This window comes from Salinisphaera sp. T31B1 (assembly GCF_040361275.1).
Lineage (GTDB): Bacteria > Pseudomonadota > Gammaproteobacteria > Nevskiales > Salinisphaeraceae > Salinisphaera.
Genome location: NZ_APNH01000001.1, coordinates 790162 through 814168 on the forward strand (window position 1 = coordinate 790162; position 24007 = coordinate 814168).

Genomic DNA, 24007 nt, shown 5'->3' on the forward strand with positions numbered 1-24007 from the left:
GTATACGATTCAAAAATGACGATCGGTCGTCCCGGCCGATCGGTTTTCAACAGGGGTTGCGATGAGCGCAGTGCTGTCCGAATCCAATATCGATGAGCGCCGGATGCTGGCCGACGCGGTCCAGGGTTTTGCGCGCCAGGCGCCGCACGGCGACGGCGTCAGTCGTGCCCGTGCACTGAAAAATGGCGATGGCCATGTCGATACTGCGGCCTGGCAGGCCATGGCCGAATTGGGCTGGCTGGGTATCGCCGTACCGGAGGCCGCCGGCGGGCTGGGCCTCGGGGCCGGAGAGCTGGCCGTGGTGGCTCGCGGGCTGGGTGACGATGCGGCGCCCGAGCCGTTCGTAGCCGCCGTGTTCGCCCAGACGGTGATCGCAGCCTGTGACAACACGAAGCAGGTCGAGGCGCTGCTGGCCCCCAGTGTGGAAGCCGCCTCGACACTCGCGATCGCCTGGCAGCCCGGCGCGGAGACGCTCGATCTTTCTGCCATCGTCGATCGTGTCGTCGACGGGCGGTTGAGCGCCCGCCGGCATCTGGTGCAGCCGGCCGAGGCCGATGTGTTCGTAGTGGCGGTTCGCGATGATGACGGCATTGCCCTTTATCAGGTGCCCCGCAAGATGCCCGGGGTAGCGACGACCGCACGCCGGCAAGTCGACGGTAGCACCATGGTCACGCTCGATCTCGACGGTGTCGAGTTGAGCGATGGCGATCGGCTGGCCGCCGGGCGGTGCGGCGAGCAGGCGTTGCGACGCGGGCTGTGTGTCGCCCGTATCGTGGCCAGTGCCGAACTGCGCGGGCTGGCCGATCGGCTGTTCAGGCTCACCAGCGACTATCTGGCGTCACGCAAGCAGTTCGGCCAGCAGCTGTCGAGTTTCCAGGTACTGCGCCATCGCGCGGTGGATCTGTATATCCAGGGCGAGCTCATGGGGCATGCGCTGGCCCAGGCGGTACGGGCGATCGACCGGGACGTGCCGCTGATCGAGCTCGAGCGGGCCGCCGCGCGCGCGAAATCGCGCTGTTCGGACGCGGCCCTGCGTATCGGCCGCGAAGCGGTCCAGCTGCACGGTGCGATCGGTTATACCGAGGAGGCCGATGTCGGCGTCTATCTGCGCCGTGTCCTGAGCCTGTCTGCCTGGCTTGGCAACGCCACCGCCCAGCGCCGTGAATACGCGCGCCTGTGCCGCGATTGAGGATTCGAACATGACCGACTGGAATGCGCTGTCCGACGATGAATTCCGTGCCGAGGTTCGGCAGTATCTGGAGGCCGAGTATCCGGCCGAGCTGCGCCATATGCCGCGCCGACCGCGTTGGGCCGAGGTGCGCGACTGGTATCTCAAACGCGCGGCGGCGGGCTGGACGGCCACCGGTTGGCCGGTCGAGCACGGCGGCGTCGGACTGTCGCCGGCCAAGCAGCTGATCCATACCGAGGAACAGGAACGCATCGGTGTGGCGCGCGCACCCGATCAGGGCGTGGTCATGGTTGGCCCGCTGCTGATTCGCTACGGTACGCCTGAGCAGCAGCAGAAGTATCTGCCGAAGATCCTCAGCTGGGAGCATATCTGGTGTCAGGGTTACTCCGAGCCGAATTCGGGCTCGGACCTGGCCAGCCTGCGCACCGCCGCGGTCGCCGACGGCGAGGAATACGTGGTCAACGGCCAGAAGACCTGGACCACGTTGGCTCAGGACGCTACGCATATCTTCTTGCTGGCGCGCACCGATCCCGAGGCGCCCAAGAAGCAGCAGGGCATCAGCTTCCTGCTGGTCGATCTGGAGACGCCGGGCATCACCATCCGGCCGATCGAGAACATCGCCGGGCACGAAGAATTCTGCGAAGTCTTTTTCGACGATGTGCGCGTGCCGCGTGACAGCCTGGTCGGCGAGCCCAACGACGGCTGGACCATGGCCAAGGCGCTGCTTGGCTTCGAGCGGCTTTTCCTGGGTAGCCCGAAACAGTCGCGCAACGCGCTGAGCCGGCTCGACGTGTTCGCCCGGGCGCGCGGGTTGCACGACGATCCGGCCTTCTCGGATGCCTATACGCGACTGGCGCTGGATGTGGCCGATCTGTCCGAGGCCTTCGAGGCCTTCGCCGACCAGGTTCGGCGCGGCGAAACGCTCGGCGCGGATATTTCCTGGCTCAAGATCTGGGGCACCGAGACCTTCGGTCGTATCGCCGAACTGGCCGTGCAGGCCGCCGACAGCGAGGCGGCGTTGGTCGACGGCCAGGACGCCGGCGACGACCATGTCGACACCCTCACGCTGTATTTCAACTGTCTGCCGACCACCATCTACGGCGGCTCCAACGAGATCCAGCGCAACATTCTGGCCAAGCAGGTGCTGCGCCTGCCCGGCTGAGCGCCCTAGAGCAAACCATTCGACGACAAGGAGACAGGCATGAGTGAAGCGTCCGAACAGCGGGTGGCGATCGTCACCGGCGCCGGCGGCGGTATCGGCAAGGCGATCGCCCTGGAAATGGCGGCCGACGGCGCAGCCGTGGTAGTCAATGACCTGGGCACCAGCGTGTCGGGCGACGGGACCGACCAGTCGGCCGCCCAGGCAGTGGTCGACGAGATCAAGGCCGCCGGCGGCAACGCCGTGGCCAACACCGACAGCGTGGCCGAATACGCCGGCGCGTCCAATATCATCGCCACGGCCATGGATACCTACGGCCGCGTGGATGCGGTGATCAACAACGCCGGCATCCTGCGCGACCGCATGTTCCACAAGATGGATCCGGACGAATGGAAGGCGGTGATCGACGTGCATCTGCACGGCACCTTCAACGTCTCGCGTGCGGCCGCGCCGATCTTCCGGCAGCAGGAATACGGCGCCTATGTCCATATGACCTCGACCTCGGGGCTGATCGGCAACCGGGGCCAGTCCAATTATTCGGCGGCCAAGCTCGGTATTGCGGCGCTGTCGAAATCGATCGCGCTCGACATGGCGGCCTTCAACGTGCGCTCGAACTGCATCAGCCCGTTCGCCTGGAGCCGCATGATCGGCTCGATCCCCACTGATACGCCCGAGCAGCAGGCGCGTGTCGACAAGCTCAAATCCATGACGCCCGACAAGATTGCGGTGATGGCGACCTATCTGGCCAGCGATCGCGCCGAGGGTGTGTCCGGACAGATCTTCGCCGTCCGCGGCAACGAGATCTTCCTGATGAGCCAGAGCCGGCCGCTGCGCGGCATCCATCGCGGTGAAGGCTGGAACCCGGACAGCATCGCCGCCGAGGCGATCCCCGCGCTCAAGAGCCAGTTCTACGATCTGGAAGTCTCGGGCGAAGTCTTTTCCTGGGACCCGGTCTGAGCGGCAGGCCATACGCACGGCCGGACCGGACGGTCCGGCCGTTGCCCCGATCATCAATACAACCATAGCGGGGCGACACGATCACGCGGCATTGACGGAGGAGTCCATGTCACAAGCCGACGAGCGTGGCGAAACGCTCAGCCAACTGTTGGCCAGCCAGGTCGAGCGGACGCCGGATGCCACGGCGCTCATCGACGCGCACGCGAGCCTGAGTTTTGCCGAGCTGGCCGATCGTGCGGCACGCGTGGCCGCCGGGCTGGCCGCCTGCGGGGTCGGCCCTGGCGACCGGGTCGCGGTCTGGCTGCCCAATCGGTTCGCCTGGGTCGAGCTGGAGTTCGCGCTCGCACGTCTGGGCGCGGTCGCGGTGGCGATCAACACCAAGTTCCGCAAGCACGAGGTCGAGGATATTCTCGAGCGCGCCGCGGCACGGTTGCTGGTGCTGCCGGGCGGCGCCGACGGGGTGGATTATCTCGCGCTGGTCGAGCAGTTCGAGCCCGACCGGCTGCGCACACTGGACACGGTGATCACCGTCGGCGAGCGCACGGCGAGTGGCGAAGTCGCCGGCCGGCCGAGTCTTGCCTATGACGATTTATACCAGCACGCCCCGGCCGACGACGGTGCACGCAGCGATGCGGCGTGCAACGTATTCACGTCGTCCGGTACCACCTCGGCGCCCAAGCTCGTGGTTCATCGCCAGTCGGCGATCACGCATCAGGCGCGGGCGATCGCGTCACGGTTCGGTTTCGTCGCTGCGGCCGACACGGTGGTGCTCGCCATGCTGCCATTCTGCGGGGTGTTTGGATTCAACACGGTCATGGGCGCACTGGCGGCCGGTCGACCGGTGGTTCTGCAGCCGTCGTTCGATACCGACGGGGCCATCGAACTGATCGAGCGTCACCGGGTCACCTATACCTCCGGCTCGGACGAGATGTTCCGCCGTATTCTGGCCGCCGCGCCGGCCGAGCGTATCGCCAGCCTGCGATCGGGCGCGTTCGCCAATTTTAGCGCCGATGCCGCGGCACTGGTGGCCGATGGCCAGGCCCGGGGCATGCAGCTGTTCCAGACCTTCGGCTCGTCCGAGGTCCAGGCGCTGATGAGTCATGCGCCGGCCGGCTCCGGGCCCGCACGCTGGGCGCTGGGTGGCGGCACGCCGAGTTCGGATGCCACCCGGGTGCGGGTGCGCGACACCGAGACCGCAAAGCTGCTGCCCGACGGCGAGGCCGGCGAACTCGAGATCGCCGGACCCAACGTCATGGTCGAGTACATGAACAACCCCGAGGCCACCGCGCGCACGGTGACCGCTGACGGCTATATCCGCACGGGCGATCTGGGTTATATCGAGGGCCCGGACAGCTTCGTCTATCTGGCACGGCTGGGCGATACGCTGCGGCTGGGCGGATTCTTGGTTAATCCGCGCGAGATCGAAGCCTATCTGGAGGCATTCGAGTCGATCGCGCTGGCCCAGGTCGTCGCGGTCGACACCGATCGGGGGCCGCGGCCGGTGGCGTTCGTGATCGCCGCCGGAGATGCCGCCGTGATCGACGAGGCCGCGATCATCGATGCCTGCCAGGCAGACATGGCCAAGTTCAAGGTGCCGATCCGGCTGTTGCGTGTGGATGCGTTTCCGACCACCAGCAGCGCCAACGGCGAGAAGATCCAGAAAACCCGTCTGCGTGAACAGGCCCAGGCGGTCGTCGATGCCATGGAGGATTCGGCATGAATACCACCGTACCTGCGCGCATGACCGCGATCACCATGGCCCGATTCGGCGGGCCCGAGGTGCTCGAGCGCGCCACCGTCGACGTGCCGAGCGTCGGCGAAGACGATGTGCTGATTCGGGTGGCCTATTGCGGGGTCTGTCGGCACGACCTGCTCACCCGGGCCGGCGCATTCCCGCGTATCGATCTGCCGGTGATCCTGGGCCATCAGGTCAGCGGCCATATCGTGGCCATGGGCGCGGCGGTGGCGGATTGTTCGATCGGCGACCGCGTGATGAGCATGATTTATACCGGCTGCGGCGGCTGTCCGGCCTGCGGCGACGGCAACCAGGCGCTGTGTCTGGACGAGCGGCCGCGTTTTCTGGGCGAGGATGTCGACGGCGGCTATGCCGAATACGTCAAGGTGCGCGCGGACACCATCGTGCCGGTGCCGGACGAGGTCAGCCTCAAGGCGGCCTCGGTGGTCATCTGTACCGTTGGCACGGCCTACCATGCGCTGGTGACCCGCGCCGCCATCCAGCCGGGAGAGACGGTGGTACTCACCGGCGCCAGCGGCGGCGTGGGTATTCATGCGCTTCGGCTGGCTCGTCTGCTGGGTGCACGTACGATCGCCATCACCTCCAGCGAGCATCGCCGGGCCGGATTGGTGGCCGCCGGGGCGGACGAGGTCGTGGTCGCGCCCGAGCGCGACTTCGCCCGTCAGGTCAAGGCGCTCACCGGCGGGCGCGGGGCCGATGCGGTGATCGAAATCGTTGGCGCGGCGACGCTTTCGGCCTCCATACACGCGGTGCGCAGCGGCGGGCGCGTGGTGATGCTCGGCAACGTCGAGGGCCTGCCGGCCGAGATTCGGCCGGCGCATTTCATCCTCAAGGAGATCAGCCTGGTCGGCACGAAATCCTGTACGGCCGACGAGGTCGCGCGCGCGCTGGCGTTGATCCGAACCGGCGAACTTGCGGTGGATGTGGGCGAGGCGATTCCCCTGGCCGATGCCGCGAGGCTGCACGAGCGCATGGACGCCAACGCCGCCGAGGGGCGTCTGGTACTCGAAGTGGCCGGCGAAGCGCCGAGCCTGCGACCTAAGTCTTGTTGACCGGGTACTGTATACAAACGTAGCTTGAAGGACAGGGCGCGCTTCCGAACACGGTCGGATCGTCTTGACGAAGGATTCGGCCCGAACCCTTCGATAACAACCTGTGTGCGTACGAGAGGAATCGAACATGAGACAAGACCGACTCGGACGGCTGGGCATCCGCCGGATGCGCGTGGCCGTGCTCACCATCGCGGTGGCTCTGGTCGGCCTGGCCGGGCCGGCCCTGGCCGATGAGCCGACCTACGCGCTGGGCGCGCTGTTTCCGCTGACCGGACCCAACGCGGTCTACGGCAAGCTGTTCAGCGAAGGTGCGGATCTGGCGGTCGAGCATGTCAACGCCAGCGACGCCTTCGATGCCCGGCTGAAGATCGTCTATGCCGACAGCCAGGCGCTGCCCCAGCCCGCCGTCGTGGGCATGAACAAACTCGTCAACGTGGACGATGTGAAGTTCGTGCTGTCGGCATTCTCGGGGGTGAGCCAGGCGATCGCGCCGATCGGCAATCGGGCCCATGTGCTGATGGTCAACGGCGGCGGCGTAAGTCCGGAACTGGCCATCGGCGATTACTTTCTCAACGATATCCCGCTGTCCGACGACGAGGTCAACGCGCTCTGGCCTTATGTCGTCAACGAGATGGGAGCGAAGAAGATCGCCGTGATCCATGTCAACGACCCGTTCGGCAACGGCGTGAACAAGGTCATCAAGAAGCGCTGCGAAGAACTGGGCTGCTCGGTGGTTTCGGATATTTCGGTCGATCCGTCGGCGACGAGTTTCCAGTCGGAGGTGGTCAAGCTTCGCGTGTCGGGCGCGGATGCGATCTATATCGCCTCCTACGGCCAACAGCAGAACGTGATCGCCAAGCAGCTGCGCGATGGCGGCATTCGTACCCAACTGCTCAGCTACTCTGCGTTCGGGATACCGACCACGCAGAAGCTCGGCGCCGCCGACGGCGCCATCTACACGGCCGAACATATCGACTACGACGCCAACGACCGGACGCGTGAATTCTTGACCGACTTCAAGGACAAGTACGGCGAGAAACCCAACTACTACCAGATCAATTACTACAACGCGGTGCTGATCTATGCCCAGCTGATCGATCACCTGCAGGGCCAGGACCGCGAGGTCACCGGCGAGAATCTGAAGGCGGCACTGCACGAGATCGGTACGTTCGAAGTGGTCGGCGGTGACGTGACTTTCCGCGCCGACGGAACCGTGCGCATGCCGATCGAGATCAATCAGATCAAGGGTGGCGAATCGACGGTGCTCAAGACCGTGGAGCTTGCCGACTGATGAGTGCCGGGTCGGTCGCAACGATGACGGACACGCCATGATCGTGTTGCTGCAGCTGTTCATCGAAGGACTGGCCGCGGGCAGTCTGTACGCGCTGGCCGCGGTGGGTTTTGCGCTGATCTATGCCACCACGCGTACCTTCCATTTCGCCCATGGTGCGACCATGCTGCTGGCGGCGTACGGCTTCTACCAGGCGATCGCCGTCTGGCAGTGGCCGGCGGTCCTGGCCATTGGGCTGGCATTGGCGATCGCCGTGGTGTTCGGGGTCGGCGTCGAGCGGCTGGTCTACCAGCCGATGCGGCGCACGGACGCGTCGTTCCTGACTATTTTCGCGGCTTCGTTCGGACTGCTGATCGTGGCCACGAACGTGATCGTGCTGATCTTCGGCAACAGCTTCTATAGCGTCGATTCCACGCTGAGCCAGGGTTTTCTGATCGGGCCGGTGTTCGTCTCGAAGGTCAATCTGCTGGCGATGGCGTCCGCCGTGCTGATGATCGGCGCGCTTGGCTGGTTCATTCGTGCGACCCGGACCGGCGTGATCCTGCGTGCGATGATGGACGATGCGCCTCTGGTCGGCGTATTCGGGCTGGGCGATCGGCGTTACGGCATGATCGCCTTCGGGCTGGGTTCGGCGATGATCGTGCCGGCCGCGATCCTGACCAGCTACAGCTCGGGGTTGACCCCGTCGATGGGCGCGGTGATCACGCTGCTGGCTATCGCCGGGGCGATCGTGGGCGGCATCGGCAATCTCTGGGGCGCGGCATTGGGCGGCCTGCTGCTGGGCATCGCCGAGAATCTGGGCGTCTGGCAGCTGTCGTCGAGTTGGAAGCCCGCCATCACCTTCGGCGTGTTGCTGGTGTTTTTGATGGTCAAGCCCGACGGACTGCTGGGCGCGGCTACGCGCCGGTCATGATCGCCTACCTCTCCAACCTGATGGTGCTGCTGGGTATCGCCGTGATTCTGGCCTCGTCGCTGAACCTGATGGTCGGCTATGCCGGCATCTTCTCGGTGGCGCACGCGGTCTTCTACGGCGTGGGTGCCTATACGGCGGCCAAGGTGGCGCTGGGGATGACCGACTCGTTTCTCATTGCCACCGCCGCGGCGATGCTCGTCACCGGCGCGGTATCGTTCATCCTGGCGGTGCCGGTGCTCAGGGTGCGCGAGGAATATTTCGTGGTCGCCTCGATCGGATTCCAGATCGTGGCGTCGACCATCTTCACCAGCTGGACCGTGGTCACGGGCGGCATGGGCGGGCTGGCCGGCATTCCGCCGGCACGGATACTGGGCTGGCAGCTTGACGGCTCGGTCGACATGATGGTGCTCACCGGCGTATGCGTGGTGCTGGTGGTCGGCCTGATCGCGGCGCTGGTCCATTCGCCTTTCGGGCGCGCGCTCAAGGCCTTCCGCGACGACGAGACCGCGGCGATCGCGCTGGGTAAGGATCCGCTGGTCCTCAGAGTGGCTGCCACCACGCTGTCGGGTGCGCTGGCGGCGGTGGCCGGGTCGATCTATGCGTTCCACGTGTCGTTCGTCAATCCGGAGAGTTTCACGCTCGACTATTCGGTGCTGGTCCTGGCCATGGTGATCATCGGCGGCGCCGGCTCGCTGGCCGGGCCGATCGTCGGCGCGATCTTCATCACCGTATTCCCCGCCCTGCTGAATTTTCTGCACCTGCCCAGCCAGTATGTCGGCCCGCTCGAACAGCTGATCTACGGCGCGGCCATTGTGCTGCTGATGGTGTTCTGGCCGAGCGGTCTGGCCAACGCCTGGCGTTTGCTGGTCCCCGCGCGTCGCGGCGACGTGCCGGCCGGCGGGGAGCGCTAGCCGCCATGTCGGTGCTCGATATACGCGGTCTGCGCAAGGCCTTCGGCGGCAATGTCATCATCCCGGACGTCACGCTCGCCCTGGACGGCGGCCTGATCACGTCGCTGGTGGGCCCGAATGGCGCCGGCAAGACGACCCTGTTCAATCTGATCACGGGCTTTCTTCGCCCGGATGCGGGCAGCGTGCACTACAAGGAACGCGATCTGGTCGGGCTGTCGCCGCAGCGGATCACCCGACTGGGCATGGCGCGCTCGTTCCAGGATCTGAAGCTGTTCAACGACATGACCGTGTTCGAGAACGTGCTGGTCAGCCAGGAGGCGAGCCTGCGCCTGTGGACACGAGCGGCCGCGCGCAAGCACACGCAAGCGGTGCTCGAGCGCGTCGGGCTGGCCGCCAAGGCGAGCACGCGGGCGGCGGATCTGTCCTACGCCGAACGCAAGTTTCTGAATCTGGCGCGCATCATGGCGCTGGATGTCGATCTGTTCCTACTCGACGAGCCGGCCTCCGGGCTGGACGGGCCGTCCCGCACGACCTTTCATGAACTGCTGGCTTCACTCAAGCGCGACGGCCATACCGTGCTGCTGATCGAGCACAACCTGGATATCGTGCGAGAGGTCTCCGATCGCATCGCCTTTCTCAACAAGGGCGAGGTCATGGCCTTCGACACGCCCGAACGGATATTTGCCAACACACAGCTCACCGAGCTGTATTTCGGCACCTCGGGCAAAAAGCAGGCCGCGACATGCTGAGCGTGCGCGATTTTCATGCCGGCTATCCGTCGGTGCCGGTCGTCGCCGGGGCCGATCTTGAGGTCGGACCCGGCGAGATCGTGGCCCTGTTCGGGCACAACGGCGCAGGCAAGTCGACCCTGCTCAAGGGCTTGTTCGGCGTGCTCGGCGCGTGTCGGGGCCGGGTCGAGTTCGACGGTGCGGCGGCCAGCGGGCTGTCCACCCGCGCGCTCACCCGGCGCGGGATGGTGCTCGTGCCGCAGGACCGCGGCGTGTTTCCGAGCCTGACCGTCGAAGAGAATCTCAAGATGGGCTTCTGGGCAAGCGGGGCGAACGAGGCCGCGGAGTACGAACGCCGGTTGCAGCGCGCGCTCGGTTATCTGCCGTTGCTGGATGAACGGCGGCGCGACAAGGCCGGCAATCTGTCGGGTGGTCAGCAGCAGATGGTGAGCATCGGCCGGGCCCTGCTGGCCGGTCCGAAGATGCTGTTGCTCGACGAGCCCTCGACGGGGCTGGCGCCGAATCTGGTCGACGACATCATGGCGCTGGTCCGCCGCCTGCGCGATGAGGAACAGATGAGCGTACTGCTGGTCGAGCAGAATGTCGGCCAGGCATTGGCCGCCTCGGATCGTGTCTATCTGATGAAGGGCGGACGGATCACCCACGAGGCCGATCCCGACGAACTGGCGGCGTCCGAAAACCTGTGGACGCTGTTCTAGCCGCCGTGATGTCAACCGTATACCTGGCCTGTGTTAGCGTTTTGAATTGGTTCAACCAGTGAAACCGACAACCCCATGAGCAGCAAATCCAGTTTCGGGCCGGTCCGAAGACGTTCCATCGAGGACGAGGTCTACATGCGTCTTCGCGAGGCGATCCTGCGCGGCGAGATCGAAGGCGGTGAACGTCTGGTGCACGAAGACCTGGCGAGCCGGTTCGGTACCAGTCGTATCCCGGTACGTGACGCACTCAAGCGGCTGGTCTTCGACGGCCTGGTCGACGCCGACGATCGCGGCGTGTGCCATGTCAGCCATTTCGGTATCGAGGACGTCGAGGAAATCTATGCGCTGCGCGAGATGCTCGAAGCGCATGCGGTAATCAAGGCCACCCCGCAGCTTACCGCAGACGAGCTCGACGAGCTCGACCGGCTCCAGAGCGAGATCGAGGCCGCCGCGGAGGCCGACGACAAGGAGCTCTATGTCCGGCTCAACCAGGAGTTCCATCGCGAGCTCTACGACAGCGCCGACCAGCCTCGGCTGTCACGGCTGATCTACGGCCTCTGGCAGGGCCTGCCGCCACTCACGCCGATGACCATCGAGGATCGGCTCGTTCAGGCCGCCTATGAGCATCGCGACATCCTGAGCGCGCTGCGGGCACGCGACGCCAAGGCGGCGGGTGAGGCCATGCGCGCGCATATCGCGACCGCCGGCCGGGCCCTGCGTGATTATGTGGCCAGCAAGGAAGGGCGGATCCGTTGACCCGGCTGACGCTCGTCGACGGGTAGGCGGGACCTTTTTGTCGCAGGCGCCCCGCGCCGGCGCATCCGTGAATCGAAACCGTGAAATTCAAATGGAGAACATGATGAAGCGATGGTCGGGTCTGATATTGGCGATGGCTGCCGGGGTACTGAGCCAGCCGGTTCTGGCCGCCGATTCGGTGGATCTGCCGGCCACCATGACCTGGTCGTCCTATGATGTCGGTTCGGCCGGCTATGCCGAGGCCTCGGCGATCGCCAACGCCTTCGGCAAGGAATACGGCACGCGTGTACGTATCCAGCCCTCGGGTTCGGCTATCGGCCGTCTGCAGCCGCTGATTTCCGGCCGGGTCGATTACGGCTATCTGGCCACCGAGACGTTCTTTGCCACCGAGGGGCTGTTCGATTTCTCGACCCGTCGCTGGGGCCCACAGGATCTGCGTGTGGTCGCGGGTCGTCCGTCGTCGTTCGGCATGCCCACGGCAGCCGACGCTCATATCGACACCATCGCCGACGTCAAGGGCAAGCGGCTGGCCTATGTGGCCGGCAATCCGTCGATCAACATCAAATGCGATGCGGTGCTGGCCTTTGCCGGGCTGAGCCGCGACGACGTCGACCTGATCATGTTCCCGACCTATGGTGCAGCGATGAGCGCGCTGGCTCAGAACCAGGCCGATGCGACCTGCACGCTGACCACCCCCAGCCAGATGTACGAGCTGGCCGAGTCGCCGCGCGGCATCCACTGGACCGATCTGCCGGCCGACAACGCCGCGGGCTGGAAGCGGCTGCAGCAGATTGCGCCGTTCTTCGCGCCGTTCGAGGAAACCGTCGGTGCCGGCATTTCCAAAGACGACCCGGTCGAGCTGATGGCCTATCGATACCCGATGGTGGTGGTACGCGCCGATCAGAGCGACGAATCGGTCTATGAATACATCAAGGCGCTGGATCAGACCTTCGATCTGTACAAGAACGCCACGGCCTCCATGCCGCGCTGGGACCTGCAAAGGGCCGGGCATGCGCCGGTGGATGCGCCGTTCCATCCCGGTGCGATCCGATATCTCAAGGAAAAAGGCATCTGGAGCGATGCCGATCAGCAATGGAATGATCGGCGTCTGGCCCGGTTGAAGACGTTGAGGGCGGCCTGGAAGAACACCGTAGCCTCCCATGAAGACGCCGACGACGAGGCGTTTGCCCAGGCCTGGGCAAACGCGCGCGAGAAGGCACTCGACGGTTTGGACGATACTCACTAGAGCACCAGGGGCGCCGGCCCATCAGCCGGCAATGACGAAACCACAGGAGGAGAGAAAGACCATGCATAAATTCATCAAGATGGCAGCGACCGCGGCCGTTGCGGCAACGGTCGCCGCACCGGGCGCGTTTGCCGCCGACCTGCCGCGCAGCATGACCTGGTCGTCGTACGACGTCGGCTCGGCCGGCTACGCCGAGGCCTCGGCCATGGCAGACGCCTTCGGCAAGAAATACGACACCCGCATCCGGATTCAGCCGTCCGGCTCGTCGATCGGCCGCCTGCAGCCGCTGCTGCAAAAGCGAGCCGATTACAGTTTCCTGGCCACGGAAACCTATTTCGCCACTGAAGGCATCTTCGATTTCGCCGACCCGCGCTGGGGACCGCAGGATCTGCGTGTGATTGCCGGCCGGCCCTCGTCGTTCGGCATGCCCACGGCAGCCGATGCGAACATCCGCAAGCTGGCCGACGTCAAGGGCAAGCGGGTGGCTTATGTCGCCGGCAACCCGTCGGTCAACGTGAAGTGCGACGCGCTGCTGGCCTTTGCCGGGCTGACCCGCGACGACGTGGATGCCCGCATGTTCCCGACCTATGGCGCGGCGATGAGTTCGCTGGCCCAGGGCCAGTCGGATGCCACCTGCACCACCACCACGCCCAGCCAGATGTACGAGTTGGCCGAATCGCCACGCGGCATCTACTGGGTGCCGCTGCCGGCTTCGGACGAAAAAGGCTGGGAACGGGTACGTGAGGTCGCACCGTTCTTCAAACCCTACAAGGAGACGCTCGGCGCCGGCATCGAGAAGGACAAGCCGGTTCCGCTGATGGCCTATCGCTATCCGGTGCTCACGGTCCGGGCCGATATGTCCGACGAGGCCGTCTACGACTTCACCAAGGCCATGGACGAAACCTACGACATGTACAAGGACGCGACTTCGGTGATGCCGCGCTGGAAGCTGAGTGAGGCGGGCACGCCGCCGATCGATGCGCCGTTCCACCCGGGTGCGATCAAGTACCTGAAGGAAAAGGGTATCTGGACCGACGAGATGCAAAGCTGGAACGACGACCGCCTGGCGCGTCTGAAAGCGCTGCAGAAAGCCTGGAAGAAGACCCAGGACGAGGCGGGCGACAAGACCGGCGATGCCTTCCAGTCGGTATGGGAAAAGAATCGTCAGGCTGCGATCGACAGCCTGTAATCCACCACGTCTGACCCAGGACTCGCGTTCCCCATGATCGATAAAATCCGTGATTCCGCTGCCCAGGCGATCGCCACGATCGCTGACGGAGATACCGTGATGTGCGGTGGTTTCGGCAGTTCGGGCATACCGTTCAATCTTATCGATGCCCTGCTGGATCATGGGGCGCGCGATCTGACCGTGGTAGCCAACAACGCCGGTGTCGCCGACACCGGCGTGGCCAAGCTGCTGCGCGAAAAGCGATTGGCGAAGGTCATTTGTTCGTATCCGCGTTCGCCCGGCTCGATCTGGTTCGAGCGTCGCTTCGAGGAGAAGGCGATCGAACTGGAGTTGGTGCCCCAGGGCACCCTGGCCGAACGTATCCGCGCCGCCGGTGCCGGCATCGGCGGCTTTTTCACGCCGACCGGCTATGGCACCGCCCTGGCCGAAGGCAAACGCACCGAGATCATCGACGGAATCGGCCACGTCTTCGAGACGCCGCTGGCCGCCGATGTCGCCCTGCTCAAGGCTGAACGGGCCGACCGCTGGGGCAATCTCACCTATTACAAGACCGCCCGCAATTTCAACCCGATCATGGCCACGGCCGCGACCACCGTGATCGTGGAAACCAGCCGGGTGGTCGAACTCGGCGAGCTGGATCCGGAGACCGTGATCACCCCCGGCCTGTTCGTCGATCATGTCATCGAACTGGAAACGGTGATCCCATGAATCGACTCACGCCCGTGGAGATGGCTCGGCGCCTGGCGATGGATATCCCCGACGGTGCCATCGTCAATCTGGGCATTGGCATGCCCACCGAAGTGGCCAATCACGTGCCCGCCGATCGCGAGGTCGTCTATCACAGTGAAAACGGCGTGCTGGGCTTCGGCGCGGCACCGGCGCAAGGCGAGGAGGACCCGCAGCTGATCAATGCCAGCAAGCAGCACATCACCATGCAGCCGGGTGGCTCGTTCTTTCACCATGCCGACTCGTTCGCGATGATGCGCGGCGGCCATATCGATATCTCCGTGCTCGGCGCCTACCAGGTGGGTGCCAACGGCGATCTGGCCAACTGGTCGACCGGCAGCGAAACCTACCCGCCGGCCGTGGGCGGGGCGATGGATCTGGTGGTCGGCGCCCGGCAGCTATACGTGATCACCCGCCATACCCTGAAAGACGGCACGCCCAAGATCGTCGAGCGCTGCAGCTATCCGCTGACCGGCGCGGGCGTGGTCAGCCGTATCTATACCGACCTGGCGGTGATCGAGGTCACCGACGCCGGCCTGGCCGTGGTCGAGCTGCTGGCCGGCAACGATTTCGACACCGTACAGAAGGCCACCGGCGCGCCGTTGATCGCGCCGGGCGCCGGAACCGCTCGACAAGCACAAGGATAATCCGCGCATGGCCTGGACGCTGGAAGACGAGATCGCGTGGACGACGCGCAACCCTTTTCGGGTACATCTCGGGGTCGACATCGAACGTGTGAGTCGCGACGGCTCGGGCGACTGCGAGATCTCGCTCGTAGTCAACGACAACCTGGTGCAGGCCTACGGCATGGTCCATGGCGGCATCCACTGCACCCTCATCGATACCGTGCTGGGCACGGCGGTGCGATCGGCCTTCCAGCAGGATATCGGTCCGTTGACCATCGACCTGAACGTCAGTTTCCTACGGCCGTCCGGCAAGGGTCGGATCTATTCGAGCGCGACGATCGTCAAGATGGGCCGCCAGATTGTGGTCGGCGTGGCCGATGTGTTCGATGCCGACCGACGCAGACTGGCCACCGGACGGGGCTCGTTCGCGCTGCGCGAAAGCCCCCGCCATCGGGCGTCCGAACCGGCCTGAAGCCGGGCATTGCCCGGACCCTGTCCTTTCCTACCCTGCAATCTTTTCGAGGAGCCTCATGAGCCGCCAGAACAAGCCCATCCGTTCGGATATCGCCTGGAGCACCAAGGACCGTATCGAGGTCCGTGGCAAGAGCCTGCCGGACGAGATCCTCGGTCATTTCAATCTCGGTGATCTGGCCTATCTGCAGCTGACCGGCAAGACCCCGACCGCGGCCGAATCGAAAGTCTTCAACGCGATCGTCATCACCCTGGTCGAGCACGGCATCACGCCCTCGGCGCTGGCGGCCCGGCTGACCTATGCCGGCGCGCCCGAATCGCTGCAGGCCGCCGTGGCCGCCGGGCTGTGCGGCCTGGGTACGGTGTTCGTCGGCAGCATGGAAGGCGCCTCGAAGATGCTCTATGAGGTCTTGCCGACCGATGCGGCCGATGCGGATCTGGATGCCATCGCCAGACAGACGGTCGCCGACCACCGCGCGGCCAGGAAGATCATTCCGGGGCTGGGCCATCCGCTGCACAAGCCGGTCGACCCGCGTACGCCGCGTCTGTTCGCCATCGCCGAGGAAAACGGATTGTCGGGCCGCTATGTCGAACTCATGCAGAAGATACAGGCCGAAGCCGAAGCGGCCTCGGGCAAGCAGCTGCCGATCAACGCCACCGGTGCGATCGGCGCGATCTGCTGCGAGTTCGGCTTTCCCGGCCATATCGTGCGCGGGTTCGGCGTGATGGCACGGGCCATCGGCCTGGTCGGTCATATTCTCGAAGAGTCCGAGAACCCGATGGGCATCGAGCTATGGCAGCGGGTCGAAGACGAAGCCACGGCCCATATTCGGCCCGAATAGCGCCTGCAGGAGCCATTCATGGACAGTATCGAATTCAGCGTCGCCGAGGGCGTGGCCACAGTCACGCTCAACCGGCCCGAACACAAGAACGCCATCGATCGCAGCATGACCGAAGCCATGGCGTCAGTCGTCGAGCAGGTACGACGTGACGAGGCCATCCGAGCACTGGTCATCGGCGGTGCCGGCGGCGCCTTCTCGGCCGGCGGCGATATCAAGGCCATGCTGGCCGACCGGGACAACCCCGAAGCCCGGCGTGCGCGCATGCGTTTTCATCACGCCTGGCTCAAGCCGTTGATCGAGCTGGACAAGCCGGTCATCGCTGCGGTCGATGGGGCCGCGTTCGGGGCCGGCTTCGGCCTGGCGCTGGCCGCCGACCTGATCGTGGCCAGTGAGCGGGCCAAGTTCTGTATGGCCTTCATGAAAGTCGGCCTGGTTCCCGATTTCGCCGCGCTCTACACCCTGCCACGGGTCGTGGGCCTGGCCCGGGCCAAGGAGATCATGTTCTCGGCCCGGGTCATCGATGCCGCCGAGGCGGTGGCGTTGGGAATCGCCCTGGAAGTGGTCGCGCCCGATGCGCTGGATGCGCGTGCCGCGGCGATCGCGCACAGCCTGGCCGGCGCCTCGTCTGAGGCCTTTGCGTTGACCAAGCGAGCGCTCAACGGCTCCCAGCTCAATGATCTGTCAACCATGCTGGAGATCGAGTACATGGGTCAGGGCGTGGCGTTTTCCACCGACGACCATCATGCCGCGATCGATGCGTTTCTGAACAAGCGCGCCCCGGCATTCCGCTGGCCCGAGGACTGAGCCGGGCCGCGTTTCGGTGGTACGAAAAAATGCCCGGATCGCCGAGCGATCCGGGCAAACACTCAGGCCGCTATCAAGCCGCCTGGGAGGGGCCGCGCGTCCTAGATCAATCGGCCGGGCGGAATACCGGCAGAGCGATATCCTCGGCCATCTCCTCGAAATCGACGACCACGGCCTGACCGATGGCCACCGATTCGATATCGTCGGCGCGCACGTTCGACAGCATGCGTGCGCCTTCTTCCAGGTCGATCAGGGCGACGACATAGGGCACGTACGGCTTGAAGCCGGCGCCGGCCGGGCGTCTGGAGACGGTCCAGGAATGGATGGTGCCGCGACCGCTGAGAGTCTCCCAGGCCAGCGATTCGCTGCCGCAGTGCGGACAGACCGCCCGCGGGTAATAGTGCACCCGGTCGCAGTCGCCGCAGCGAGGCAGTGAAAGCTGGCCCCGGCTGGCAGCGGCCCAGAACGGCGCAGTGGTCGGGTCGGTGATCGGGATCGGGCGGTTGGGTGTGGCGTCCTGACTCATGTCGATGCTCCTTATCGGTTACTCAGCACGCACGTGGCGGTGCTCGACAGGCCGCCGCCGGTGCCGTTGACCAGCGCCGTGGTGGCTTTTTCAAGCTGGCGTTCGCCGGCATCGCCGCGCAATTGGCGAACCGCTTCGAACAACAGGAACATGCCGTACATGCCCGGGTGCGAACACGACAGACCGCCGCCGCTGGTGTTCATGGGAAAAGCGCCGCCGGGGGCAATGCGGCCATTGGCCACGAACTCGCCGCCTTCGCCGGGCTTGCAGAACCCCAGGGCTTCGAGCGTGAGTAGTACGGTGATGGTGAACGAGTCGTAGATCTGGACTACATCGAAATCGTCGTGGCTCACCCCGGCCATCTGCATTGCCGCCGGTCCGCTCTTGGCCGCGGGCGTGGTGGTCAGGTCCGGCATGCTGTTGATCGTCCAGTGCGAGACCGATTCTCCGTAGCCGCGCACATAGACCGCCCGTTTGCGGGCGGCGGCGCCGAGTTTTTCCGGCGTGGTCACCACCACGGCGCCACCGCCGTCGGTGACCAGACAGGCATCGAGCTTGTGCAGCGGGTCGCTGATCATCGCGCTTTCCAGCACGCCGTCTATGGTCAGGTCGTCGCGCTTGGTCGCATCGGGGTTGAGCTGGGCCCAGCGCCGGGCCGCGACGGCGATCTCGGCCAGCTGCTCCGAGGTCGTGCCGTATTCGTGCATGTGCCGGTGGGCGGCCAGCGCATAGCTGCCGATCGGGGTGAGCAGGCCGAAGGGCGAATCGAACTGCATGTTCAGATGCGGCGGCTTGCCTTCGAGATTGCGCCCGGACGCGCTGCGCTGGTCGCTGGCGTAGGTGATCACCGCCACATCGCAGTAGCCCCGCTCGACGGCCATGGCCGCATGGGCCACATGGGCATCGAAGGCCGAGCCGCCGATGTTGGTGCCGTCGACGAAGCGCGGTTTGATGCCCAGATGTTCGACTACCGACAGCGGCATGATCGTGCCGGCACCGGGAATACCCCAAAGCCCGGCGGTCAGCAGGCCATCGACATCGGCCATGGTCAGGCCGGCGTCGGCGACTGCGCGTGTGGCGCACTGGGCCTGGATATCGAGCACGGATACCGGTTCGGCGAACACGCCCTTGTTCAGGCCGGCTTCGGCAATGCCGGCGATTACAACGTCTCGAGTCATGATGGGTCGGTCTCCTGAGTGAGAATGACGGCGTCGGCGGCAGCCACGCCCTGGCCGGCGGTCATCACCATCAGCGGATTGATGTCGATGGAGTGCACCACGTCGGCGTTGGCCGCGGCATATTCGGACAGGCGTACGAGTGTGGCCGCGAGTGCATCGATATCGGCCACCGGTCGTCCGCGGGCGCCGGTCAGCAGGCCGTAGCCACGCAGCCGCTTGAGCATGGCCTTGGCCTGGGTATCGTCGAAGGGCGCGAGCTCGAAGGTCACGTCTTCGAGGATCTCGATGAATACGCCGCCCAGGCCGGCCATCACCATGGGGCCGAAGGTCGGGTCGACGCTCACGCCGACGGCCATCTCAACGCCGCCGCTGAGCATGCGGGCGATCAGTACGCCGTCGATCGCGGCATCCGGGTGATGGCGACGGGCGTTGGCGGTGATGCGTTCGTAGGCGGCCTCGACCGCGGCGGCATCGGCCAGGCTCAGTTCCACACAGCCGGCATCGGATTTGTGCAGGATGTCGGCCGAGGCGATCTTGAGCACCACGGGAAACCCGATCCGCTCGGCCGCGCGCGCGGCCTCGCCAGCACTGGTGGCCTGGGCGGCCGCGACGGTGGTCACGCCGGCCTCGGCCAGTTGCTGCAGGCAGTCGTATTCGCTATAGCGACGGCCGGCTTCCAGCCGTGGCGACGGGCGGTCGCCTGCATGGGGCGCATCGCCGCGCTCCCATGGGCGGGATTCGGCCATACGCTGGCCGAGCTGGGTCAGCGCCGAGGCCGCCTCGACCGCGGAGGTCGGATCCTCGTAGACGAGATAACCGTCGTCCTCGAAGCCGCGGCGCGCCTCGGGCGTGCACAGGGCCGCGATCATCAGCACGGCGTCGGGATAGTCGGCGCGCAGGGCCTGCAGCGGGCCGCGCAGCTTGTCTGCCAGCGCCGGCGCCAACGGCAGCATCGACAGGAAGTTGATCAGCACGTCGTAGTTGCCGTCGCGCAGCATGATGCGCTGAAAATCTGCCGGCATCGCCGGGTCGGCCACCGGCTGTGCAGTGGTGTCGACCGGGTTGCGCGTGGCCGCGGGCGGCCACATCGCGTGCAATTCGTCCTGGGCGGCCTGCGGCATGGGCGCGATGTCCAGGCCCAGCCGTGCGGCCGTATCGGCCATCAGAATGCCGACCCCGCCGGAAACCGTGATCAGCCCGAGCCGATTGCCGCGCGGCAGGGTGGCCTGGGCGGCGGCATGCGCGATATCGATGAATTCGCGGATGCTGCGGGCGCGGAATACCGGATAACGCCGGAACAGTGCATCGTAGGCTTCATCGGCGCCGGCGAGGTTGGCCGTGTGCGACATCGCCGCGGCGGCCCCGACATCCGACTCGCCGCCCTTGAGCACGATCACCGGCTTGCCCGCGGCCTGTACGGCATCCAGGGCCAGCTTCATGCGCTCGCCGTCACGACAGCCTTCCAGATGCATGGCGATGACGTGGGTGTCGGGGTCATCGGCCAGATAGGCCAGACAATCGGCGGCATCCAGGTCGGCTTCATTGCCGGTAGTCACCAGCCGGCTGATGCCCAGACCGCGTTCGCGTGCCAGCGCGAAGCAGTGAGAGCCGAAGGCGCCGCTCTGGGTGACGAAGCCGATCCGACCGGTATGCGGCAAGCCACTCTGAACCGAGCTCGAGAAGGTCGCGATCAGGCCTAGCGAAATATTCATCGCGCCCAGACAGTTTGGCCCCAGCAGGCGCAAACCGTAGCGCTCGGCGATGTCGAGCAGCTGTTGCTGCAGGGCCATGCCCTCGGCGCCGACTTCGGCAAACCCCGCGCTGAAGATCACCGCCGCGCTCACACCGCGTTCGCCGCAGTCGGTCAGCGCATCGGCAACCGCCTTGGCCGGGACGGCGATGATCGCCAGGTCGGGGCACTCCGGCGTATCGCGGACCGATGCATACGCAGTCAGCCCCTGAACCACGTCGCGGGAGGGATTGATGGGGTAGATCGGCCCGGCATACCCGGACTTTTTCAGGTAATCCACCGGCCGTCCGCCGATCCGGGTGGGCTCGGCCGATGCGCCGATGACCGCCACGGCCCGGGGCTCGAGCAGGGTCTTGACGGCAAGCGGGTCGGGGCGGCGATGGGGCATGACGAATAGCGCAGCAGATTATCGGTCGACTGTATACCGTACTCGAGCGCTGCCCGTAAAGCGCGACACGCCGGGCCGGACCGATCGCACGTCGTCCCGTTATGCCGCCCGACTTGCTGTCGGCGCTGCAACGACACAGTATGGAGGCCGTTACGCGTCCGGTCGAAATCCAGGGAGAGTCGTTTATATGGCCAATCTGAGCCCCGTCGTTCTGATCCTCATTCTCGTTGTCGGCGTCGTCATCGCGCTGGTGATCGGGTATTTCCTAGGCAGCCGGTTCGGCGGCAAGAAATCGGTCGCGATGAAAGAAGCCACTGAGAAACACGACAGCTACCGCAACGACGTGCGTGAGCATTTCGAGCAGACCTCGGCGATCATGTCGCGCATGGTCGACGACTATCGCGACATGTACGAGCACCTGTCCGATGGCGCCGAAAAACTTGCCGACATGCATCCGGAAAAGCTCGTCACGCCCCCGCCGGCACCGGAGGCGATCACCCGCGAGGCGAACGCCGATCGCCACGATGAAACGCGCGCCGAGCCCGCCGCGCCGCCCGTGCGGAATGCGGCGGCCGCAGAGACAGAGCATACGGACACGGCCGCGGCGCCCAATCGCGATGCCGTGATGAACAGCGACTCGTCGAACGATCGGCCATGGAATAAGGAAAAGGGCGGCAAGAAATACGGTCTCGAGTGATCGGGTCGGCACGCGCAACCTCGGGTTGCGCGTGTTCCGGAATGCTGTTTTGATTCCAGCCGGCCGCGAGCCGGCTTTTTCATGGCCGGCCTATACGAGCCAACCAGACGACAACCCGGGAGAATCGCAGTGGCGCAGGCGTTCACGCATTACGGCAATCATCAGTTGAGCATCTACGCGCAGGGCCTGAAGGGGCAGCTGCCGACGTTGCCGCTGCGCTACGACGATCTGGAGCGGCGCGCGCGGGAATGCCTGTCTCCCGAGGCCTACTGGTATGTCGCCGGCGGCGCGGGTGAGGATTCGATGCGGGCCAATCGCAGCGCGTTCGATCGCTACCGATTGCTGCCGCGGATGCTGACCGATATCAGCGAGCGTGACCTCGGGCGGACCGTGCTCGGCAAGCGTCAGGCCACCCCGTTGATGATTGCACCGCTGGGCGTACAGGAGATCATCCACGACGAGGCGGAACTGGCGGTCGCGCGGGCTGCTGCAGAGGTGGATATACCCATGATTCTGTCGACCGTGTCGTCGTATCCGCTGGAAGACGTGCACCAGGCCCTGGGCGCAACCTCGGGCTGGTATCAGCTGTACTGGCCCAACGACGATGCGCTGGCGACCAGTCTGGTTCAGCGGGCCGAGGCGGCCGGCTACGAGGCGATCGTGGTCACTCTCGATACCAAGATGCTGGCGTGGCGCGAGCGCGATCTCGACGGTGCCTATCTACCGTTTCTGCAGGGCAAGGGGTTGGCCAACTACACCTCGGACCCGGTGTTCCGGGCCGGGTTGGATCAGGCCCCTGAAGACGACCTGCGGGCCACGGTCAAACACTGGTCGAACGTGTTCGCCGCACCCGCGCGCACCTGGAACGATCTGGCCAGGCTGCGCGAGGCCACGAACCTGCCGATCGTGCTCAAGGGCGTGCTGCATCCCGACGATGCGATTCGGGCGCGTGATGCCGGCATGGCGGGCGTGATCGTATCCAACCATGGCGGTCGCCAAGTCGATGGCAGCATTGCCGCGATCGATGCGCTGGCCGGGGTGGTCGATGCCGTGGGTAGCCGGATGGACGTTCTGTTCGACAGCGGTATCCGGCACGGTTCGGATGTTCTCAAGGCCGTGGCGCTGGGCGCGGATGCGGTGCTGGTCGGCCGGCCGTTCGCCTGGGGTCTGGCCTGTGCGGGCCAGGCCGGTGTGGCAGAAGTCTTGCGGCGCCTGCTTGCCGATACCGACCTGTCGATGGCGCTTTGCGGTGTGGCCCGTCTCGACGACATGACGCGCGCATCGCTGGCAGGCTAAGCCGTGCGTGAACTGCGAACCGGGCGCGTCGGTCTTTAAAGCCGGCCCAGGTGCGTGCCGCCGTCCAGCAGCAGGGTCTCGCCGGTAGTCAGCGGCGCCCCGGTGGCAAAATAGACGATCGCCTCGGCCACATCCTCGGCGCTGCACACCCGTCCCAGAGGGGTGGTGGCCTCCAGATGCTCGACCATTGCCTGGTAGCGCGATTCGCCCATGCCCTGGGCCAGCCATTCGCCGCGGACGAAGCCCGGGCACACTGCGTTCACCCGTAGCGCCGGGCCCAGTGCGCGCGCCAGCGAACGCGTCATGGTGATCAGTGCGCCCTTGGAGGCGGCATAGGCAATCGAGCTGCCAAAGCCGCGGACGCCGGCGATCGACGCGACGTTGACCACGCTGCCGGTATTTGCGCGCTGCATCGCCGGAGCGACCGCGCGAACCATCTGATAGGCGCCGACCGTGTTCACGGCATAGATATCGTGGAAATCGGCCGCACTCAGGCCTTCCAGATCGTCGTGTGCACAAAACCGTGTGGTGCCGGCATTGTTGACCAGCGCATCGATTCGCCCCCATTCGCTTTCGGCCGCCTCGGCCAGCCGGCGACAATCGGCGTCTTCGGCCACGTTGGCCTGAACCACGAGCGCATCGACACCGTGGTTTCGACAGTCCAAGGCTACGCGCTCGGCGGCCTCGGCGCTGCGGGCGTAGTTGATCACGACATGCCAGCCGCGCTGGGCGAACAGTCGGGCAGTGGCGGCGCCGATACCGGACGACGAGCCGGTCACCAGCGCGACGGGGCGAGCCGTGTTCATGCGGTCATCTCCATCGGCGGGGCAGGGCAAC

24 protein-coding genes are annotated in these 24007 nt (G+C 65.6%); 20 read left to right on the forward strand and 4 right to left on the reverse strand.

The annotated features are described in order from the left end of the window. Positions 1 to 61 precede the first annotated feature (61 nt). From T31B1_RS03625 to T31B1_RS03710, 18 genes are all read left to right on the forward strand, one after another. Positions 62 to 1189 (forward strand): acyl-CoA dehydrogenase family protein, encoded by a 1128-nt coding sequence (locus T31B1_RS03625; protein ID WP_353248094.1) that lies wholly within the window; start codon positions 62 to 64, stop codon positions 1187 to 1189. A gap of 10 nt (positions 1190 to 1199) precedes the next feature. Beyond that, complete coding sequence (locus T31B1_RS03630; protein WP_353248095.1) at positions 1200 to 2351, forward strand: acyl-CoA dehydrogenase family protein; 1152 nt, start codon at positions 1200 to 1202, stop codon at positions 2349 to 2351. Between the two features lie 39 nt (positions 2352 to 2390). Continuing rightward, complete coding sequence (locus tag T31B1_RS03635) at positions 2391 to 3305, forward strand: SDR family NAD(P)-dependent oxidoreductase (RefSeq protein ID WP_353248096.1); 915 nt, start codon at positions 2391 to 2393, stop codon at positions 3303 to 3305. Between the two features lie 106 nt (positions 3306 to 3411). Further along, positions 3412 to 5025, forward strand: a complete 1614-nt coding sequence (locus tag T31B1_RS03640; protein ID WP_353248097.1) for an AMP-binding protein — start codon at positions 3412 to 3414, stop codon at positions 5023 to 5025. Next, positions 5022 to 6113 (forward strand): alcohol dehydrogenase catalytic domain-containing protein, encoded by a 1092-nt coding sequence (locus T31B1_RS03645; protein ID WP_353248098.1) that lies wholly within the window; start codon positions 5022 to 5024, stop codon positions 6111 to 6113. Before T31B1_RS03640 ends, T31B1_RS03645 begins: the two co-directional genes overlap by 4 nt. A 127-nt stretch (positions 6114 to 6240) precedes the next feature. Continuing rightward, entirely contained in the window at positions 6241 to 7404 is a 1164-nt protein-coding gene (locus T31B1_RS03650) for an ABC transporter substrate-binding protein (RefSeq protein WP_353248099.1), read from the forward strand. A gap of 37 nt (positions 7405 to 7441) precedes the next feature. Next, positions 7442 to 8317, forward strand: coding sequence for a branched-chain amino acid ABC transporter permease (locus T31B1_RS03655; protein ID WP_353248100.1), 876 nt, complete (start codon positions 7442 to 7444; stop codon positions 8315 to 8317). Further along, positions 8314 to 9228: a branched-chain amino acid ABC transporter permease gene (locus T31B1_RS03660; RefSeq protein ID WP_353248101.1), complete on the forward strand. Its 915-nt coding sequence runs from the start codon at positions 8314 to 8316 to the stop codon at positions 9226 to 9228. The genes T31B1_RS03655 and T31B1_RS03660 overlap by 4 nt, the downstream gene beginning before the upstream one ends. A gap of 5 nt (positions 9229 to 9233) precedes the next feature. Further along, a complete protein-coding gene (locus T31B1_RS03665; protein ID WP_353248102.1) occupies positions 9234 to 9977 on the forward strand; it encodes an ABC transporter ATP-binding protein in 744 nt (247 codons plus the stop codon). Next, positions 9971 to 10675, forward strand: coding sequence for an ABC transporter ATP-binding protein (locus T31B1_RS03670; protein WP_353248103.1), 705 nt, complete (start codon positions 9971 to 9973; stop codon positions 10673 to 10675). Before T31B1_RS03665 ends, T31B1_RS03670 begins: the two co-directional genes overlap by 7 nt. Positions 10676 to 10750: 75 nt before the next feature. Continuing rightward, entirely contained in the window at positions 10751 to 11431 is a 681-nt protein-coding gene (locus T31B1_RS03675) for a GntR family transcriptional regulator (protein WP_353248104.1), read from the forward strand. 103 nt (positions 11432 to 11534) lie between these two features. Continuing rightward, the gene (locus T31B1_RS03680) at positions 11535 to 12677 is read left to right on the forward strand and encodes a TAXI family TRAP transporter solute-binding subunit (protein WP_353248738.1); all 1143 of its coding nucleotides are present in this window, start codon (positions 11535 to 11537) and stop codon (positions 12675 to 12677) included. Positions 12678 to 12738: 61 nt separating this feature from the next. Then, entirely contained in the window at positions 12739 to 13866 is a 1128-nt protein-coding gene (locus tag T31B1_RS03685; protein WP_502950910.1) for a TAXI family TRAP transporter solute-binding subunit, read from the forward strand. A gap of 33 nt (positions 13867 to 13899) precedes the next feature. Beyond that, a complete protein-coding gene (locus tag T31B1_RS03690; RefSeq protein WP_353248105.1) occupies positions 13900 to 14574 on the forward strand; it encodes a 3-oxoacid CoA-transferase subunit A in 675 nt (224 codons plus the stop codon). Next, a complete protein-coding gene (locus T31B1_RS03695) occupies positions 14571 to 15239 on the forward strand; it encodes a 3-oxoacid CoA-transferase subunit B (protein ID WP_353248106.1) in 669 nt (222 codons plus the stop codon). The genes T31B1_RS03690 and T31B1_RS03695 overlap by 4 nt, the downstream gene beginning before the upstream one ends. A gap of 7 nt (positions 15240 to 15246) precedes the next feature. Continuing rightward, complete coding sequence (locus T31B1_RS03700; RefSeq protein WP_353248107.1) at positions 15247 to 15690, forward strand: PaaI family thioesterase; 444 nt, start codon at positions 15247 to 15249, stop codon at positions 15688 to 15690. 58 nt (positions 15691 to 15748) lie between these two features. Continuing rightward, positions 15749 to 16531: a citryl-CoA lyase gene (locus tag T31B1_RS03705; RefSeq protein WP_353248108.1), complete on the forward strand. Its 783-nt coding sequence runs from the start codon at positions 15749 to 15751 to the stop codon at positions 16529 to 16531. An 18-nt stretch (positions 16532 to 16549) separates the two neighbouring features. Beyond that, positions 16550 to 17335: an enoyl-CoA hydratase/isomerase family protein gene (locus T31B1_RS03710; protein ID WP_353248109.1), complete on the forward strand. Its 786-nt coding sequence runs from the start codon at positions 16550 to 16552 to the stop codon at positions 17333 to 17335. 106 nt (positions 17336 to 17441) lie between these two features. Here the strand turns inward: T31B1_RS03710 and T31B1_RS03715 are convergent, their stop codons facing one another. Genes T31B1_RS03715 through T31B1_RS03725 form a run of 3 tightly spaced genes read right to left on the reverse strand, consistent with a single transcriptional unit; the run spans position 17442 to position 21177 of the window. Continuing rightward, positions 17442 to 17861, reverse strand: coding sequence for a Zn-ribbon domain-containing OB-fold protein (locus tag T31B1_RS03715; protein ID WP_353248110.1), 420 nt, complete (start codon positions 17859 to 17861; stop codon positions 17442 to 17444). An 11-nt stretch (positions 17862 to 17872) separates the two neighbouring features. Continuing rightward, positions 17873 to 19039, reverse strand: coding sequence for an acetyl-CoA acetyltransferase (locus T31B1_RS03720; RefSeq protein WP_353248111.1), 1167 nt, complete (start codon positions 19037 to 19039; stop codon positions 17873 to 17875). Beyond that, the gene (locus T31B1_RS03725; RefSeq protein ID WP_353248112.1) at positions 19036 to 21177 is read right to left on the reverse strand and encodes an acetate--CoA ligase family protein; all 2142 of its coding nucleotides are present in this window, start codon (positions 21175 to 21177) and stop codon (positions 19036 to 19038) included. The genes T31B1_RS03720 and T31B1_RS03725 overlap by 4 nt, the downstream gene beginning before the upstream one ends. Positions 21178 to 21364: 187 nt before the next feature. Between T31B1_RS03725 and T31B1_RS03730 the strand changes: the two genes are divergently transcribed. Both T31B1_RS03730 and T31B1_RS03735 read left to right on the forward strand, forming a co-directional pair. Next, on the forward strand, positions 21365 to 21874 hold the full coding sequence (locus T31B1_RS03730; protein ID WP_353248113.1) for a Z-ring associated ZapG family protein: 510 nt from the start codon (positions 21365 to 21367) through the stop codon (positions 21872 to 21874). A gap of 129 nt (positions 21875 to 22003) precedes the next feature. Next, complete coding sequence (locus T31B1_RS03735) at positions 22004 to 23170, forward strand: alpha-hydroxy-acid oxidizing protein (protein ID WP_353248114.1); 1167 nt, start codon at positions 22004 to 22006, stop codon at positions 23168 to 23170. 35 nt (positions 23171 to 23205) lie between these two features. Here T31B1_RS03735 and T31B1_RS03740 read toward each other — a convergent pair whose 3' ends face one another. Continuing rightward, complete coding sequence (locus T31B1_RS03740) at positions 23206 to 23976, reverse strand: SDR family NAD(P)-dependent oxidoreductase (RefSeq protein ID WP_353248115.1); 771 nt, start codon at positions 23974 to 23976, stop codon at positions 23206 to 23208. Positions 23977 to 24007: the final 31 nt, after the last annotated feature.